Below are 17,017 nucleotides of genomic sequence, written 5' to 3'. Positions count from 1 at the left end.
GACTCCTCCGGTCCGCCGTACGAGATGTTCTCCTCTCGTGCGGCGGATCGTTGACATAGAGGCATAAGCTCCCACGAATGGGCCTCCCGGGCCGACGCCGCGTCACGCGCGTTGCCCAGGGGCTCCCGCATTCCTACTTGAGGAAGGGCACGGCCGCCGCACGTGAGGGACACGAAAGAGAGCCGGCTGCTCCTGGTCCTGCTGGTCGCCATCGCGTTCGCGCTGATCACAGTGGACATCCGCGGGGGCCGCAACTCCCCGGTCGACGGTGCCCGGCAGGCCGCCGCCACGGTGTTCGGCCCGGTCGAGAACGGGCTGTCCTCCGCGGTCGACCCGGTCGGCAACGCCGTCTCCGCGATCCGGAACTCCGGCAGCCGGCACGACCGGCTCGCCGCGCTGGAGAAGGAGAACGCGGCCCTCAAGGCCAAGCTCGGCAGCGACGACCGCAACCGCAGCCGCCTCCGGCAGCTCGACAGCCTGCTGAAGACCGCCGGCGAGGGGCAGTATGGCGTCAAGGGCGCCCAGGTCATCGCCATAGGCTCGGCGCAGGGCTTCTCCTGGACCATCACCATCGACGCCGGCGCCGACGACGGCATCAAACGGGACATGACCGTCCTCAACGGTGACGGCCTGGTCGGCCGGGTCACCACCGTCGGCCCCAGCACCTCCACCGTGCTGCTCGCCAACGACCCCGACTTCACCGTCGGCACCCGCATGGAGGGCGACGACGAACTCGGCTTCGCCTCCGGGCAGGGCGACCGCCCGCTGCGCGTGGAACTGCTCAACGGCAAGGCGGAGGTGAAGAAGGGCGACCGGCTCGTCACCTTCGGCTCGCAGGCCGACAAGCCGTTCGTGCCGGGCGTCCCGGTCGGCGTGGTCTCCCGCGTCGACCCCTCCGGCGGCGGCCTCACCCGCACCCTCTACGTCACCCCGTACGTGAGCTTCACCAAGCTCGACGTCGTCGGCGTGGTCGTGTCGGCCCCGAAGAAGGACCCGCGGGACACCGTGCTCCCGGCCAAGTCCCAGCCGCACCCGACGCCGACGGTGACCGTCACGGTCACCCCGTCCGCCGGTGCCCCCGCCACCGAACAGCAGCAGTAGGAGCTGAATCCCATGCGTGTCAACCGGATCCTGCTCTCCAGCGCACTGGTCGTCGTGGCCCTGGTGATCCAGGTGAGCGTCCTGGCCCGGCTGCACCTGCCGGGCGCCGTCCCCGACCTGCTGCTGCTCACCGTCCTCGGTCTGGCGATGGTGTACGGCCATGTCGGCGGCGCCCTCGTCGGGTTCGGCGCCGGCCTGCTGGCCGACCTGGCGCCGCCCGCCGACCACGCGGCGGGCCGCTACGCGCTCGTGCTCTGCGTCACCGGCTACGCCGCCGGGCTCATCAGGCCGGAGAACGGCCGGCTGAAGTCGGCGACCGGCCCGATGGCCGTCGTGGTCGCCGCCGCCGTCGGCTCCACCCTGCTGTACGCCGGGGTGGGCGCCCTGGTCGGCGACACCGCCGCCCGCCATGTCGGCCTGCCCGGACTGCTGTTCTCGGCCGCCCTGTACGACCTGCTGCTCGCCCCGTTCGTGGTGCCCGGGGTGATGTGGCTGGCCCGCCGCGCCGACAACGACCCGCTCACCGAGACCGGCCCCGCGGCGACGGCCGGTGACATCTCCTCGGGCTGGCTGTCCTCCGGCACCGGCCTGCGCGTCGGCGGCCGGCGCGGTGGGGTCGGCGCCCTGAAGGCCAAGGCCCGCACGCGGTCCGCCCGGGTCGGCCGCATCAAGGGGGTCAAGCGGCTGTGACCGCCTGGAAGTTCACCCGAACGGGTCAGCTCGCGCGGAACGCGGGCGCACCGGCCGGCCGTTCCTCATGCGTACACCCGCAGCGGTTCCGCACAGAAGCGCCGCGCACCCACGCGCCCCGCACCGCGTCCGGCGCCCGCACATCCGCACAGGGAGAGGGGGAGACACCGCAGTGACCAACATCCCCGAGACCGGCCGGACCCCACGGGTCCAGATCCGGCTCGTCGTGATCCAGATCCTCGTCCTCTCCCTCCTCGGCACGCTCGGCGGCCGGTTGTGGTACCTCCAGATCCGGGAGGGCGCGGCGTACCAGAAGGAGGCCTCCGGGAACCACGTCCAGCAGGTCGTCGACCCCGCCGTGCGCGGCGACATCCTGGACGCCCGGGGCGTGCCCCTCGCCGACAACGAGACCCGTCTGGTCGTCTCCGCCTCCCGCACCGACCTGCTGAAGCAGAAGGACGACGGCAAGGCCGTCCTCGCCAAGCTGGCCGGCGTCCTCGGCATCAAGCCCGAGGAGGTCATGCAGAAGGTCCGGCTGTGCGACGCCAAGACCCCCCAGCCCTGCTGGAACGGCTCGCCCTACCAGCCGATCCCCATCACGGACGAGGCCACCGCCAAGCAGGCCCTCCAGATCCGCGAGCGCTCCGAGGACTTCCCCGGCATCACCGCCGAGCCCGAGGCCGTCCGCCGCTACCCGGCGCCCGGCAAGTCCAACAGCGCGCAGGTCCTCGGCTATCTCTCGCCCGTCACCGACTCCGAGATCCAGCAGGCCCAGCACACCGACTCGCCCTACCTGCGCTCCGACATGGTCGGCCGCTCCGGCCTGGAGCGCCAGTACGACAAGGTGCTGCGCGGCAAGGCGGGCGTCACCCGTTACGAGGTCGACAACCTCGGCCGGGTCATCGGCAAGGCCAAGTCGGACGCGGCCGAGTCCGGTTCGAACCTGGTGACGAGCATCGACTCCCGCGTCCAGCGGGTCGCCGAGTACGAACTCGACAAGGCGATGAAGGTCGCCCGCCAGCAGTACGACAAGATCACCGGCGAGAACTACAAGGCCGACTCCGGTGCCGTCGTGGTGATGGAGGCCAGGACCGGCCGGATCGTCGCCATGGCCTCCGCGCCGACCTACGACCCGAACGTATGGGTCGGCGGCATCTCCGGCAAGGACTACAAGGCCCTCACCGGCAAGGGCTCGGACTACCCCCTGCTCAACAGGGCCATACAGGGCCAGGCCGCCCCCGGCTCGACCTTCAAGGTGGTCTCCACGGCCGCCGCGGTCGAGGCCGGTTACGCGTTCGACGGCCGCTACCCCTGCACCAGCTCCTACTCGGTGGGCGGCCAGGTCTTCAAGAACTTCGAGGGCGAGAACTTCGGGCCGATCTCCCTCGGCCGCGCCCTGGAGGTCTCCTGCGACACCGTCTTCTACGGTCTCGCCGACCGGGAGTGGAAGCGCGACGGCGGCATCAACCCCAAGAAGGGCCGGCCGAAGGACTACTTCTTCAAGGCCGCCCACCAGTTCGGCCTCGGCGCCGAGACCGGCGTCGACCTGCCCAACGAGGTCACCGGCCGCGTCCCGGACCGCCAGTGGAAGCTGAACTACTGGAAGGCCAACAAGGACGCCTGGTGCCGGTCCGGCAAGAAGGACGGCTCCTACGTCGAGAAGATCGCCTACGAGAACTGCCTCGAGGGCAACAAGATGCGCGAGGGCGACGAGATCAACTACTCCATCGGCCAGGGCGACACCCTCGTCACGCCGATCCAGGAGGCCGTGATCTACGGCGCCGTCGCCAACGGCGGCACGATGTACCAGCCGACCATCGGCAAGGCGGTCATCGGCGCCGACGGAAAGACCGTCCAGGAGATCAAGCCGACCAAACGCGGCAGACTGCCGGTCAGCCAGGCCACCCTCAAGGGCATGAACGACGCCTTCGCCGGCGTCATCACCCGCGGTACGGCCGCCTGGAAGTTCGGCGGCTGGCCGCAGGACAAGATCCCGCTGCACGGCAAGACCGGCACGGCCGAGGTCTACGGCAAGCAGACCACGTCCTGGCTGGCCACCTACTCCAAGGACTACACGGTGATCATGACGATCGCCCAGGCCGGTACGGGTTCCGGGGCCTCCGGTGAGGCCGTCCGCAACATCTACAGCGCGCTCTACGGCGTCCAGGCCGACGGCACCGTCGACAAGAAGCGCGCGATGCTGTCCGAGCCGCAGCAGGGCCTGCCCAAGGTCCGCCCGGACGGCACCATCGCCGCCCCCAAGGTCACCGGCGACCCGGCGAAGGACGCCGAGGCCGCCCAGAAGAGCAACCCCACCAACGGCGACGACCAACAGCCCGCGGGCACCGCCCCGACCACCACGGGCAACCGCGACACCCGCAGGACCCGCAGACGGTCCCGCGGGACGGGAAGCCGGAGGACGCCCTCATGACCGGCACGAACAGCTTCTCCGTCTCCGGGTACGGCCCCGAGCGGGCCGGCTGGACCAGGATCTTCGCGCGCGACTCGCTGACCCGCCGGCTGGACTGGCCCATACTGCTCGCGGCCACCGCCCTGTCGCTGATGGGCTCGCTGCTGGTGTACTCGGCGACCCGCAACCGCACCGAGCTGAACCAGGGCGACCCGTACTTCTTCCTGCTCCGGCACCTGATGAACCTGGGCATCGGCATCGCCCTGATGATCGCCACCGTCTGGCTCGGCCACCGGGCCCTGCGCAACGCCGTGCCGATGCTCTACGGCCTGTCGGTGCTCCTCGCCCTGGTCGTCCTCACCCCGCTCGGCGCCACCATCAACGGCCAGCGCAACTGGCTCGTCATCGGCGGCTTCTCGCTCCAGCCCGCCGAGTTCCTCAAGGTGGCGATCATCCTCGGCATGGCCATGCTGCTGGCCACCCGGGTCGACGCCGGCGACAGGCCGTACCCGGACCACCGGACCGCGTTCCAGTCCCTGTGCCTGGCCGCCGTACCGATCCTGATCCTGCTGCTCATGCCGGACCTCGGCTCGGTGCTGGCGATGGTCGCGATCATCCTCGGCGTGCTGCTCGCCTCCGGTGCCTCCAACCGCTGGGTGTTCGGCCTGCTCATCGCCGGGGTGATCGGCTGCATCGCGATCTGGCAGCTGCACATCCTGGACGAGTACCAGATCAACCGGTTCGCGGCGTTCGCCAACCCCGACCTCGACCCGGCGGGCGTCGGCTACAACACCAACCAGGCCCGCATCGCCATCGGCTCCGGCGGGCTCACCGGCGCCGGGCTCTTCCACGGCTCCCAGACCACCGGCCAGTTCGTGCCCGAGCAGCAGACGGACTTCGTCTTCACGGTCGCGGGGGAGGAACTGGGCTTCGTCGGCGCGGGCCTGATCATCTTCCTGCTCGGCGTCGTCCTCTGGCGCGCCTGCCGGATAGCACGTGACTCCACGGAGCTGTACGGGACGATCGTCGCCGCCGGAATCGTCGCCTGGTTCGCCTTCCAGTCCTTCGAGAACATCGGCATGACCCTCGGCATCATGCCGGTCACCGGTCTGCCGCTGCCGTTCGTGTCGTACGGCGGCTCGTCGATGTTCGCGGTGTGGGTGGCGCTGGGCCTGTTGCAGTCGATCAAGGTGCAGCGTCCGATGTCCGCGTAGGCCCACGGCGGCCCCCTGCCCCGCCGGCGCCCCGGGCACTAGATTCGGGGCATGGCGGACGCGAAACGCGAGATCGAGCGCAAGTACGAATCCGACGACAGCGGGCTCCCCGACCTGACCGGAGTCGCCGGGGTGGCGGCCGTCCTCGACCAGGGCCTGGCCGAACTGGACGCCACCTACTACGACACCGCCGACGAACGCCTGGCCGCGGCCTCGCTCACCCTGCGCCGCCGCACCGGCGGCTCGGACGCCGGCTGGCACCTGAAGTTCCCGGTCGCCCCCGGAGTCCGCGACGAGATCCGGGCCCCGCTGTCCGACACCGTCCCCGAGGAGATCGCCGCCCTCGTCCGCTCCCGCGTCCGGGACCGCGAGCTGATCCCCCTCGTCCGGCTGCGCTCCGCCCGGGACGTGAGCCACCTGGTCGACGCCGACGGCACCCTGCTGGCCGAGGCGAGCGTCGACGCCGTGACCGCCGAGCGGCTCACCGGCACGGGCGGGAGCGCCCGGTGGACCGAGATAGAGGTGGAACTCGCCGACGGCGGCGACCCCGCCTTCCTCGACCGGGTGGACAAACGACTGCGCAAGGCGGGCCTACGCCCCTCCGCATCGCCGTCCAAACTGGCCCACGCCCTGGAACGCACCGCCGGTCAGCGCCGCGAGAGGAACAGCGGGCCCCCGGCGCCCCGGACCGCCGGCGACCACGTCCTCGCCTACCTCCGCGCCCAGCGGGACGCCCTGGTCGGGCTGGACCCCGCCGTGCGCCGCGGCCTGCCCGACGCCGTGCACCGGATGCGTGTCGCCACCCGGCGCGCCCGCAGCACCCTGCGCTCCTTCGGCAGCGTGCTGGACCGCGAGGTCACCGGCCCCGTCGGTGCCGAGCTGAAGTGGCTCGCGGGCGAGCTGGGCGCAGGCCGCGACCAGGAGGTGCTGGCCGACCGGCTGACGACCGCCCTCGGCGCCCTGCCGTCCGGCCTGGTCACCGGCCCCGTCCGCGAACGCCTCGCCGCCTGGGCGGACCCCCGCCGCACCGGCGCCCACGCCCACCTGACCGGCATCCTGGACTCCCGCCGCTACCTCAGCCTGCTGGACCGCCTGGACGCCCTCCTCGCCGACCCGCCGCTGCTGAAGGCGGCCGGGAAGAAACCGGCGAAGACCCTCGCCAAGGCCGTGCACAAGGGCGAGAAGAAGCTGACGCGGGCCATGCGGCACGCGCTGCGCCTGCCGCCCGGCGAGGAACGCGACCTCGCCCTGCACGAGGCCCGCAAGAAGGCCAAGCGCACCCGCTACGCGGCCGAGGCGGCCACCGCGGCCCTCGGCGCGCCCGCCCGCACCCTGACCAAGGACATGAAGTCCCTGACCACCCTCCTCGGCGGCCACCAGGACAGCGTCATGGCCCGCCGTGTCCTGCGCGAGCTGGCCGCGGTGGCGCACGCGGCGGGGGAGAGCGCGTTCACCTACGGGGTGCTGTACGGCAGGGAGGAGGCACGGGCGGCCGCGGCCCAGGCGGAGCTGCCCGCGCGGTGGCGCGGGACGGGGACCGGGGCGTCCGGCTGAGCGTTCGGGGGGAGCCGCCGGCCGGGTTACGCTGAAGGGTCCCCCCTGTCAGCTCATGAAGGTTCGCGAGATGCCTGTCGAGTCGGTTTTCCCGCAGCTCGAAGCTCTGCTCCCGCACGTGCAGAAGCCGATCCAGTACGTCGGCGGCGAGCTCAACTCCACGGTCAAGCCGTGGGACGAGTGCGATGTCCGCTGGGCGCTCATGTACCCCGACGCGTACGAGGTCGGTCTGCCCAACCAGGGCGTCATGATCCTCTACGAGGTGCTCAACGAGCAGAAGGGCGTCCTCGCCGAGCGCACCTACAGCGTGTGGCCGGACCTGGAGGCGCTGATGCGCGAGCACCGGGTCCCGCAGTTCACGGTGGACAGCCATCGCCCGGTGAAGGCCTTCGACGTGTTCGGCATCAGCTTCTCCACGGAGCTGGGCTACACCAACATGCTCACCGCCCTCGACCTGGCCGGGATCCCGCTGGAGTCCCGGGACCGCACGGTCGACGACCCGATCGTCCTGGCCGGCGGCCACGCGGCCTTCAACCCGGAGCCGATCGCCGACTTCATCGACGCGGCCGTGATCGGCGACGGCGAGCAGGCCGTGCTCGACATGACCCGGATCATCCGCGAGTGGAAGGCGGAGGGCCGCCCCGGCGGGCGCGAGGAGGTCCTGTTCCGCCTGGCGAGGACCGGCGGGGTGTACATCCCGGCGTTCTACGACGTCGAGTACCTCCCCGACGGCCGGATCGCCCGTGTCGTACCGAACCGCAGCGGTGTGCCCTGGCGCGTGTCCAAGCACACCGTCATGGACCTGGACGAGTGGCCGTACCCCAAGCAGCCCCTCGTGCCGCTGGCCGAGACGGTCCACGAGCGGATGTCGGTGGAGATCTTCCGCGGCTGCACCCGCGGCTGCCGTTTCTGCCAGGCCGGCATGATCACCCGCCCCGTCCGGGAACGCTCCATCACGGGCATCGGCGACATGGTCGACAAGGGCCTGAAGGCCACCGGTTTCGAGGAGGTGGGCCTGCTCTCCCTGTCCTCCGCGGACCACTCGGAGATCGGTGACATCGCCAAGGGCCTCGCGGACCGCTACACCGACGACAAGATCGGCCTCTCGCTGCCCTCCACCCGCGTCGACGCCTTCAACGTCGACCTGGCGAACGAGCTGACCCGCAACGGCCGCCGCTCGGGCCTGACCTTCGCCCCCGAGGGCGGCTCGGAGCGGATGCGCAAGGTCATCAACAAGATGGTCTCCGAAGAGGACCTGATCAGGACCGTCGCCACCGCCTACGGCAACGGCTGGCGCCAGGTGAAGCTGTACTTCATGTGCGGCCTGCCGACGGAGACGGACGAGGACGTCCTCCAGATCGCCGACATGGCGATGCACGTCATCCAGAAGGGCCGCGAGGTCTCGGGCGCCAACGACATCCGCTGCACGGTGTCGATCGGCGGCTTCGTGCCCAAGCCGCACACCCCGTTCCAGTGGGCTCCCCAGCTGTCGGCGGAGGAGACGGACGCGCGCCTGGAGAAGCTCCGCAACAAGATCCGCGGTGACAAGAAGTACGGCCGCTCGATCGGCTTCCGCTACCACGACGGCAAGCCCGGCATCGTCGAGGGCCTGCTCTCCCGCGGCGACCGCAGGACCGGTGCGATCATCCGCGCCGTCTACGACGACGGCGGCCGCTTCGACGGCTGGCGCGAGCACTTCTCCTACGACCGCTGGATGGCCTGCGCGGACAAGGCGCTGGCCCCCTTCGGCGTCGACGTCGACTGGTACACCACCCGCGAGCGCACCTACGAGGAGGTCCTGCCCTGGGACCACCTGGACTCCGGCCTGGACAAGGACTGGCTCTGGGAGGACTGGCAGGACTCCCTCGACGAGACCGAGGTCGAGGACTGCCGCTGGACCCCGTGCTTCGACTGCGGCGTGTGCCCCCAGATGGACACGTCCATCCAGATCGGCCCGACCGGCAAGAAGTTGCTTCCCCTCACGGTCAAGAACGCGACGCCGACCCCGACTTCGGGCGGCCACACGCACTGAGGTGAGCGGGGCGCTCGATCGAGTGCCTCGCCCCCTCGCCCGTCGGTGCCGCATCCGCGCGAAGTGCGAAGCGCACACCAACCGTCCGGACTCCGGTGAGACGTTGGCGGCCCACGACTGAGACGTTGGCGGCCCACGACTGGCTGAAGTTCACCGGCAGGTCATGGCGGCTCCCCCGGGGGCGTGTCGACACCCGCCGGCCGTCCGGCCCCGTCTTTCCCGCTGGGGCGCCCGTGTCCGGGCCGCACGACGGGCGGCTCGGGGTTCGGTGACGGCACGATGGAGTGGAGGGGGTGGCCGCGGATCTGACGGGAGGAGCTCCCATGGCTCAGCAGACGGCGGCGAAGGCCCCGCCGAAGAAACCCGTGAGCACCGGCGGCGTCTTCTTCTCGTTCGCGCCGTGGATCATCTTCGGCGTGGTCGCCAGCCCTTCCACCTGGGAGTACGCGGCCCTCGCCGCGCTGATCGCCGCGATCGTCCTGTCGGGGCGGGACATCCTGAACGGCAGGATCCGGCCCCTCGACATCACCGGCATCGTGTTCTTCGCCGTGCTCTCGGTCCTGGCGCTGGCCCTGGACCGCGGGCAGCTGGTCTGGGTGGAGACGTACGCCCAGGTCATCTCCAACGGACTGGTGGCCCTCGTGGCGCTCGGATCGCTGTTCGCCGACCCCTTCACCGCGCAGTACGCCCGCGAGTCGTCGCCCCGGGCCGTGTGGGACTCGCCCGTCTTCCGGCACATCAACCGGGTGCTGACGGCGGTGTGGGGCGCGGTCTTCGCCCTGATGACGGTCTCGACCTGGCTGGCCGTCCGGTACCCGGCCCAGGACGACTGGTTCAACTGGGTCGTCCCCATCGCCCTGCTCGTCGTGGCCGTGAAGTTCACCGAGCACTATCCCGAGGCGTACAAAGCGCGGGTGCTGTAGCCGGATCCGAACGGGCGGCCCCGGCGTCTATCCGGGTATGGAACTCCGAGAGCCGCCCCCTGAGCAGCCGCAGCCCGAAGGATGCCTCGTCGTCGCCGTCCGCCTGCCGGTGCGGATCGTCGTGCTCGTCCTGGTCGTGCCGGTGCGCATGGTGTGGGACGCCCTCGTGGCCACCGGGCGGCTGCTGCGGGACACCGTGCTCAGGCCGTTCGGGCGGGCCCTGCTGTGGCTGGGCAGGGCGGTGTTCGTGTGGCCGTTCGTGGGGGTGTGGCGCTACGTCATGGTGCCCGCCGGCCGGGCGCTGGCCTGGCTCGCTGCGGTCCTCGTCGGCGTACCGGCGGTGTGGCTGTACCGCTGGGTCCTGACCCCCGTGGGCCATGCCCTCGCCCGGCTCGCGCGCGGGACCGGCGCCGCGTTGACGTGGGTGTACGCGCGCGTGCTCAGCCCGGTCGGGCATGGGCTGGCCCGGCTGCTCACGGGCGTCGGCGCGGTGCTCGCCGTCCTCGGGACCGGGACGTACACGGCCGTCGCCTGGCTGGCGCGCCACCTGTTGGTCGTACCGGCCCGGTGGCTGTACACCTGGGTCCTCGCCCCCGCCGGCCGGGCCGTCGCCTGGTGCGTGCGGGGTCTGGGGTGGCTGCTGGGACTGTTCGCCACCGGTGCCGGCCTGGCCCTGAACTGGACCGGCCGTGTCCTGTTCGGCCTGCTCGTCCTGCCCGCCCTGGCGTTGTGGCGCTGGGTGCTCGCACCCGTCGGCCGGTTCCTCACGGTCGTCGCCCGCGAGGTGGGGGACGCGCTCGGGCACGCCTGGCGGATCGCCGGGCGGATCTCCCGGGCCGTCGGACGGGCGCTCGGGACCCTCTTGCGGTGGATGTTCGTCGAGCCGGCGCTCTGGGTGTACCGCAGCGTCCTCACTCCGGTCGGGCACGTCGTCCGGGACGCCGTCCTGCGGCCCGTCGCCGACGGCGTGCGCGCCGTGGGCCGGGCCGGCCGGGAGGCCCTGGCCACGGCCCGCGCCACCGTGCGGCAGGCCCGCGCGGAGGCCCGCCGGATGCTGTTCGGCGGACCCGGCCGGCCGGGTCCGGCCGACCGGCGGGAACCCTCGGGCGCCGCGGCACGTAGTCTTGGTAACAGTACGACCGCTCTCACGAAGGACTAGGACACTGGGCAAGCGACAGCCCGAAGGCCCGCCGCCCGCACCCGCGGTGCAGCGCATCCGACTGCGCTACACCAAGCGCGGCCGCCTGAGGTTCACCAGCCACCGAGACTTCCAGCGCGCCTTCGAGCGTGCGCTGCGCCGCGCCGAGGTGCCCATGGCGTACTCGGCGGGGTTCACGCCGCATCCGAAGGTGTCGTACGCCAATGCCGCACCCACCGGCACGGGCAGTGAGGCGGAGTACCTGGAGATCGCGCTCACCCAGGCGCGCGACCCGGAGACCCTGCGCGTCCTCCTCGACGAGTCGCTGCCCGCCGGGCTCGACGTCATCGACGCGGTGGAGGCGCGGACTTCGGGTCTCGCCGACCGGCTGACGGCCTCCGTCTGGGAGCTGCGGCTGGACGGGGTCGACCCGGCCGACGCGGAACGCGCGGTCGCGGCCTTCGCCGCGGCCGACGCCGTCGAGGTGCAGCGCACGACCAAGAACGGCGTCCGTACCTTCGACGCCCGCCCCGCCGTGGTGAGCCTGGACACGCACGGATCGCCGGCTGATAGGCCGACGGACCTGCCCTGTGCGATACTGCGGCTGGTTGTTCGGCACGTGACGCCTGCCGTACGACCCGACGACGTCCTGTCCGGTCTCCGCGCCGTGGCCGACCTGGCGCCGCCGGTCCCCGCTGCGGTGACCAGGCTGGCGCAGGGGCTGCTCGATGAAGAGACCGGCACGGTGACCGACCCGCTCGCGCCCGACCGCGAGGCAGCCCAGGCCCTTACGGCCGCACCGGTTGCCGCCGCGACGGCGCCGACGCCGGAAGGTTCCGCGTAGGGACGGACGTCGTAGCGCCGCCCTCGTACTCGGGAGCCACCTGGGTCGGGCAGCGCACCGACCATAAGACTTTCGCCAGGCCGTACCGACAAGGCGTACGGAACCGGCGAGACAGGACACAGAGTGCTCCCGTGCGGCGCCCGCGCCCCGGACGGCGGCCACCGCGTATCGCGCGGGCCGCGGACGTCAACGGCGGACGGTCCCCAGAGACCGCCGACGGACCAGGCGCGGCGCCCGGGAGCCTGACGGGAGAAACGCCCGCATGCTCGAGCCGACCGAACCCACTGAGGGTTCCGAACTCAATACCCCCAGCGACACCCTGCCGCCGCGCAGGCGTCGCCGTGCCGCTTCCCGCCCGGCGGGCCCGCCCGCCGGGCCCGCGGAGGCGTCCGCCGAGGTCACCGTGCCGGCCATACCGGCCGCTGACGCGGACGAGGTCGCCGCGGTGACCGAGAGCACCGAGGACACCCAGGGCACCGAACAGCTGCCCGGGGCTGCCGCCGCCGCGCAGGCGCCCGCCGCCGAGGAGGCCGCACCGGCGCGTCCGCGCCGCCGGGCCACCCGCCGGGTGTCCGCGCCCGTGGGCTCCCCGGCGCCCGCCGAGACCGCGGAGACCGTCGTACCGGCCGCGTCCGCGGACGCCGAGCCGGCGGACGCCGCCGTCGCCGAGGCCGGGGTCGTCATCGTCGGCGAGGAAGCCGCTCCGCGCCGTACCCGCCGCCGGGCCACGCGCAGCGTGGCGACGCCGACCGACGGGGCGGCCGGCGCGCCGGAGACCGCCAGGACCGTCGAGCCCACCAAGTCCCCTGACACCGCTGCTGCGGAGGAGCCCTCCGTGACGGAACAGCCTGCCGAGGAAGCCGCTCCGCGCCGTACCCGGCGCCGGGCCACGCGCAGCGTGTCGACGGCCACCGAAGGCGCCCTGGGTGCCGCCTCGGGTGCCACGGAGACCTCCGGGACCACGCCGACCGCTGAGGCCGCCGAGCCCGCTGTCGCGGCGGAGCCCGCCGAGGAAGCCCCCGCCGGGCGTCCGCGCCGTCGCGCGACCCGCCGTGTGTCGGCACCCACCGCCGCGCCCGCGCCCGCCGAGGCCGCGCCCGCCGAGGCCGCGCCCGCCGAGACCGTGGTCCCGGCCGCCGCGCCCGCCTCCGCCCCGGCCGCCGACGCCGAGACGGCGCAGGAACCCGCCGGGACCGACGCCCCCGCCGCGCGTCCGCGTCGCCGGGCCACCCGTCGGGTGTCCGCGCCCGCCGGTGCCCCGCAGGGTGCCGAGGAGACCGCGGCCGTCGCCGAGGCCGCTCCCGTCGCGCCGCAGGCGCCCGAGGCGCCCGCCGCCGAAGCGGTCGCCCCTGCCGGGACCGACGCCCCCGCCGCGCGTCCGCGTCGCCGGGCCACCCGTCGGGTGTCCGCGCCCGCCGGTGCCCCGCAGGGTGCCGAGGAGACCCCGGCCGTCGCCGAGGCCGCTCCCGTCGCGCCGGAGGCGCCCGAGGCCCCCCAGGTCCCGGCCGCCGAGGAGGGCGTCCAGGACGCCGCCGAGGAGGCCGCTCCGCGTCGTACGCGCCGCCGGGCCACCCGCCGGGTGTCCGCGCCCACCGGTACGCCCGTGAGCGAGGAGGCCGAGCAGGCGGAGGAGCCCGCAGTGCAGACCCAGGCCCCGCAGGTCCCCGAGACCGCGCGGACCGCCGAGCCCGCCCGGGCGACGCAGGCCCCCGCGCCGGCCGCCGAGGGCGGGACCCAGCGCCGCGCCCGCCGCCGGGGCGAGCGCGCCGCGTCCGGGTTCGCCGAGCCCGCCCGCCCGGCCGCGTCCCGGTCCGCCGAGGACGCCGACGGCCCGCGCCGGCCCGCCCGCCCCGCCGTCGCCGTCTTCCAGGCGCCGGTGTTCACCGAGCCCAGGTTCCAGACCCCGGAGCGGGCCGCCGCCGAGGCCGCGGCCTCGGTCTCGGCCGCCGGTGCGGAGGAGACCGAGGAGTACACGGAGGAGCGCGGGGAGGAGCGCGCGGAGGAGCGCGCCGAGACCGGTTCGCGCCGCCGCCGGCGCCGCCGCGGCGCCCCCGAGGAGACGCGGCCGGTGCGGGCCGTGGCCGAGGACGAGGACGAGGAAGCGGAGGAGCCCGAGGACGCCGACGAGGCTCCGGAGGCCGCCGAGGACCTCGCCGAGGACGAGAGCGACGACGCCGAGGGCGCCGACGGCTTCGAGGAGTCCGGCTCGCGCCGCCGTCGCCGCCGTGGCGGACGCCGCCGCCGGCGCGGTGACGCGTCCGACGGCGACGGCGCCGACGCCGAGGGCGACGAGCTCGCCGCCGAGCAGGCCGCGCAGGACGCCGAGGACACCGCCGAGCAGGAGGACGAGGACGCCGACGACAGCCGGGGCGACGACTTCGCCGGTTCCAGCTCCACCAGCCGCCGCCGGCGCCGCCGCCGTCGCCGGGCCGGTGACACGGCTGCCGAACCCGAGCCGTCCGTCGACGACCCGGAGCGCACGGTCGTCAAGGTCCGTGAGCCGCGCAAGCCCAGCGAGCCGTCCGACGAGGTGCAGTCCATCAAGGGCTCGACCCGTCTGGAGGCCAAGAAGCAGCGCCGCCGGGAGGGCCGCGAGCAGGGCCGCCGCCGGGTCCCGATCATCACCGAGGCCGAGTTCCTGGCCCGCCGCGAGGCCGTCGAGCGGGTGATGGTCGTCCGCCAGCACGGCGAGCGCACCCAGATCGGCGTGCTCGAGGACGGTGTGCTCGTCGAGCACTACGTCAACAAGGAGCAGTCGACCTCGTACGTCGGCAACGTCTACCTGGGCAAGGTCCAGAACGTGCTGCCGTCGATGGAGGCCGCCTTCATCGACATCGGCAAGGGCCGCAACGCGGTGCTGTACGCCGGTGAGGTCAACTTCGGTGCGCTGGGCATGGCCAACGGGCCGCGCCGCATCGAGTCCGCCCTGAAGTCCGGGCAGCCCGTGCTCGTGCAGGTCACCAAGGACCCGATCGGCCACAAGGGCGCGCGTCTGACCAGCCAGGTCTCCCTGCCCGGCCGCTACCTGGTGTACGTGCCCGAGGGCTCGATGACCGGCATCAGCCGCAAGCTGCCCGACACCGAGCGGGCCCGGCTGAAGACCATCCTCAAGAAGATCGTCCCCGAGGACGCGGGCGTCATCGTGCGCACCGCCGCCGAGGGCGCGAGCGAGGAGGAGCTGCGCCGCGACGTCGAGCGGCTCCAGGGGCAGTGGGAGGACATCCAGAAGAAGGCCAAGAACGGCGGCGGTTCGAGTGCGCCGACGCTGCTCTACGGCGAGCCGGACATGACCGTCCGGGTCGTGCGCGACATCTTCAACGAGGACTTCTCCAAGGTCATCGTCAGTGGTGACGAGGCCTGGCAGACGATCCACGGGTACGTCGCGCACGTCGCCCCGGATCTGGCCGGGCGGCTGTCGCGGTGGACGTCCGAGACCGACGTCTTCGCCACCTACCGGATCGACGAGCAGCTCGCCAAGGCGCTGGACCGCAAGGTCTGGCTGCCCAGCGGCGGTTCGCTGGTGATCGACCGGACCGAGGCGATGGTCGTCATCGACGTCAACACCGGCAAGTTCACCGGCCAGGGCGGCAACCTGGAGGAGACGGTCACCAGGAACAACCTGGAGGCGGCCGAGGAGATCGTGCGTCAGCTGCGGCTGCGCGACCTCGGCGGCATCATCGTGATCGACTTCATCGACATGGTCCTGGAGTCGAACCGGGACCTGGTGCTGCGCCGCCTGCTGGAGTGCCTGGGCCGGGACCGTACGAAGCACCAGGTGGCCGAGGTCACCTCGCTGGGCCTGGTCCAGATGACCCGTAAGCGGGTCGGCCAGGGCCTGCTGGAGTCGTTCTCCGAGACCTGTGTCCACTGCAACGGCCGCGGTGTCGTCGTCCACCTGGAGCAGGTGACCGCGAACGGCGGCGGCGGCAAGCGCAAGAAGCGCGGCCGGGGCGGCGACGCCCAGGAGCACGTGCACGAGACCGCCGCCGTGGCCGTGGAGACCGGCGAGGCCGTCGAGCCCGAGGTGGAGACGGCCGTGGAGGTGGCCGCCGAGGCCGCCGAGCCGCTCGCGCTGCCCGGGCCGGAGTTCGCGCCGGACGAGGAGCTGTACAGCAGCGTCGCCGAGGCGGAGGCGGCGGCCACCCGTGGCCGTTCGCGCCGCCGGGCGGGCCGCCGGGCGTCGGCTCCGGCGGGCGCGCCGAAGCCGGAGCGGGCCGAGCGGGCATCCAGGGCCGAGCGGGCCGAGCGGGCAGCCAGGTCCGAGTGGGCCGAGGAGGCCGAGTGGGCCGGGACCGCCGAGGCGGGGTCCGCCGCCGAGGCCGAGCCGGCCGCGGCTCCGACCGCGCAGCACGTCACCGCCGAGGAGGCGGCGACGCGCCCGGTGCTGCCCGAGCCGGCCGCCGAGGCGCTGGCCGAGCCCGTGGCCGCCGAGGACCAGGTGGTCCCGGCGCCGCAGGCCGAGGCTCCGGCCGCCGAGGACGCCGCGCCCAAGGGCCGTACGCGCCGTCGGGCGACCCGTAAGGTGTCGGCCCCGGCCGGTTCGCCCGAGGGCGCCGAGGCGGCCGTCGTGACGGTGCCGGAGGCCGCGCCCGTGGCCGAGGCGCCGGCCGCGCCGCCCGTCGCCGAGGTCCCGGCCGCCGAGGAGGCGCCCGTGCCCGCCGAGGCCGCGGCACCGGCCCGCCCGCGCCGCCGTGCGGTGCGCAAGGCCACGGCGCCGACCGCGTCCGAGGAGGCGGCCGTCGTGGTCGTCCCGTCGGCCCCGGCGGAGCCCGCGGTGGCCGAGGCCCCGGTGGCCGAGGAGACCGCGGAAGAGGTCGCGCCGGCCAAGAAGACCGCCCGCAAGGCGGCCAAGAAGGCGCCGGCGAAGAAGGCCGCCGCCAAGAAGACCGTGGCCAAGAAGACGGCCGCCAAGAAGACGACGGCCAAGAAGGCGACGAAGACCGCCAAGACGGCCGCCGCGAAGTCGACGGCGAAGAAGACCGCCACGGTCCCCACCGCCGACGACGAGGGCTGACGCCCGCGGGTGTGCGGCCGGTTGCGCCGTGCCGATCACGGCGGCCGTCTGGGTCATGGTCATCCCGGAGTCGCCCATGGCCCGGGCGATACCGACG

The 17,017-nt window shown here is 73.4% G+C and carries 10 protein-coding genes; all 10 read left to right on the top strand.

Annotated features, from left to right (window positions below):
• Nucleotides 1–162 precede the first annotated feature (162 nt).
• The 10 genes from mreC (at nucleotide 163) to AB0F03_RS27900 (ending at nucleotide 16,920) form a co-directional block, all read left to right on the top strand.
• On the top strand, nucleotides 163–1,101 hold the full coding sequence (mreC, locus tag AB0F03_RS27945) for a rod shape-determining protein MreC (protein ID WP_361996745.1): 939 nt from the start codon (nucleotides 163–165) through the stop codon (nucleotides 1,099–1,101).
• Between the two features lie 12 nt (nucleotides 1,102–1,113).
• The gene (gene mreD, locus AB0F03_RS27940) at nucleotides 1,114–1,791 is read left to right on the top strand and encodes a rod shape-determining protein MreD (RefSeq protein WP_361996743.1); all 678 of its coding nucleotides are present in this window, start codon (nucleotides 1,114–1,116) and stop codon (nucleotides 1,789–1,791) included.
• A 172-nt stretch (nucleotides 1,792–1,963) separates the two neighbouring features.
• On the top strand, nucleotides 1,964–4,222 hold the full coding sequence (gene mrdA, locus AB0F03_RS27935; RefSeq protein ID WP_361996741.1) for a penicillin-binding protein 2: 2,259 nt from the start codon (nucleotides 1,964–1,966) through the stop codon (nucleotides 4,220–4,222).
• Nucleotides 4,219–5,415 (top strand): rod shape-determining protein RodA, encoded by a 1,197-nt coding sequence (rodA, locus tag AB0F03_RS27930; protein ID WP_361996739.1) that lies wholly within the window; start codon nucleotides 4,219–4,221, stop codon nucleotides 5,413–5,415. Before mrdA ends, rodA begins: the two co-directional genes overlap by 4 nt.
• Before the next feature lie 51 nt (nucleotides 5,416–5,466).
• Entirely contained in the window at nucleotides 5,467–6,969 is a 1,503-nt protein-coding gene (locus AB0F03_RS27925; protein WP_361996737.1) for a CYTH and CHAD domain-containing protein, read from the top strand.
• A 70-nt stretch (nucleotides 6,970–7,039) separates the two neighbouring features.
• Nucleotides 7,040–9,001, top strand: coding sequence for a TIGR03960 family B12-binding radical SAM protein (locus AB0F03_RS27920; RefSeq protein WP_361996735.1), 1,962 nt, complete (start codon nucleotides 7,040–7,042; stop codon nucleotides 8,999–9,001).
• A 323-nt stretch (nucleotides 9,002–9,324) separates the two neighbouring features.
• Complete coding sequence (locus AB0F03_RS27915) at nucleotides 9,325–9,924, top strand: hypothetical protein (RefSeq protein WP_361996733.1); 600 nt, start codon at nucleotides 9,325–9,327, stop codon at nucleotides 9,922–9,924.
• 37 nt (nucleotides 9,925–9,961) lie between these two features.
• On the top strand, nucleotides 9,962–11,083 hold the full coding sequence (locus tag AB0F03_RS27910) for a hypothetical protein (RefSeq protein WP_361996731.1): 1,122 nt from the start codon (nucleotides 9,962–9,964) through the stop codon (nucleotides 11,081–11,083).
• A gap of 46 nt (nucleotides 11,084–11,129) precedes the next feature.
• Nucleotides 11,130–11,906: a TIGR03936 family radical SAM-associated protein gene (locus AB0F03_RS27905; protein WP_361996730.1), complete on the top strand. Its 777-nt coding sequence runs from the start codon at nucleotides 11,130–11,132 to the stop codon at nucleotides 11,904–11,906.
• A 262-nt stretch (nucleotides 11,907–12,168) separates the two neighbouring features.
• Nucleotides 12,169–16,920: an Rne/Rng family ribonuclease gene (locus AB0F03_RS27900; protein WP_361996728.1), complete on the top strand. Its 4,752-nt coding sequence runs from the start codon at nucleotides 12,169–12,171 to the stop codon at nucleotides 16,918–16,920.
• The last annotated feature ends 97 nt before the right edge of the window (nucleotides 16,921–17,017 follow it).

This window comes from Streptomyces sp. NPDC028722 (genome assembly GCF_040637655.1).
Lineage (GTDB): Bacteria > Actinomycetota > Actinomycetes > Streptomycetales > Streptomycetaceae > Streptomyces.
Note: the sequence above shows the minus strand (reverse complement) of the source record. Positions and strands in the feature narration are given on the sequence as shown.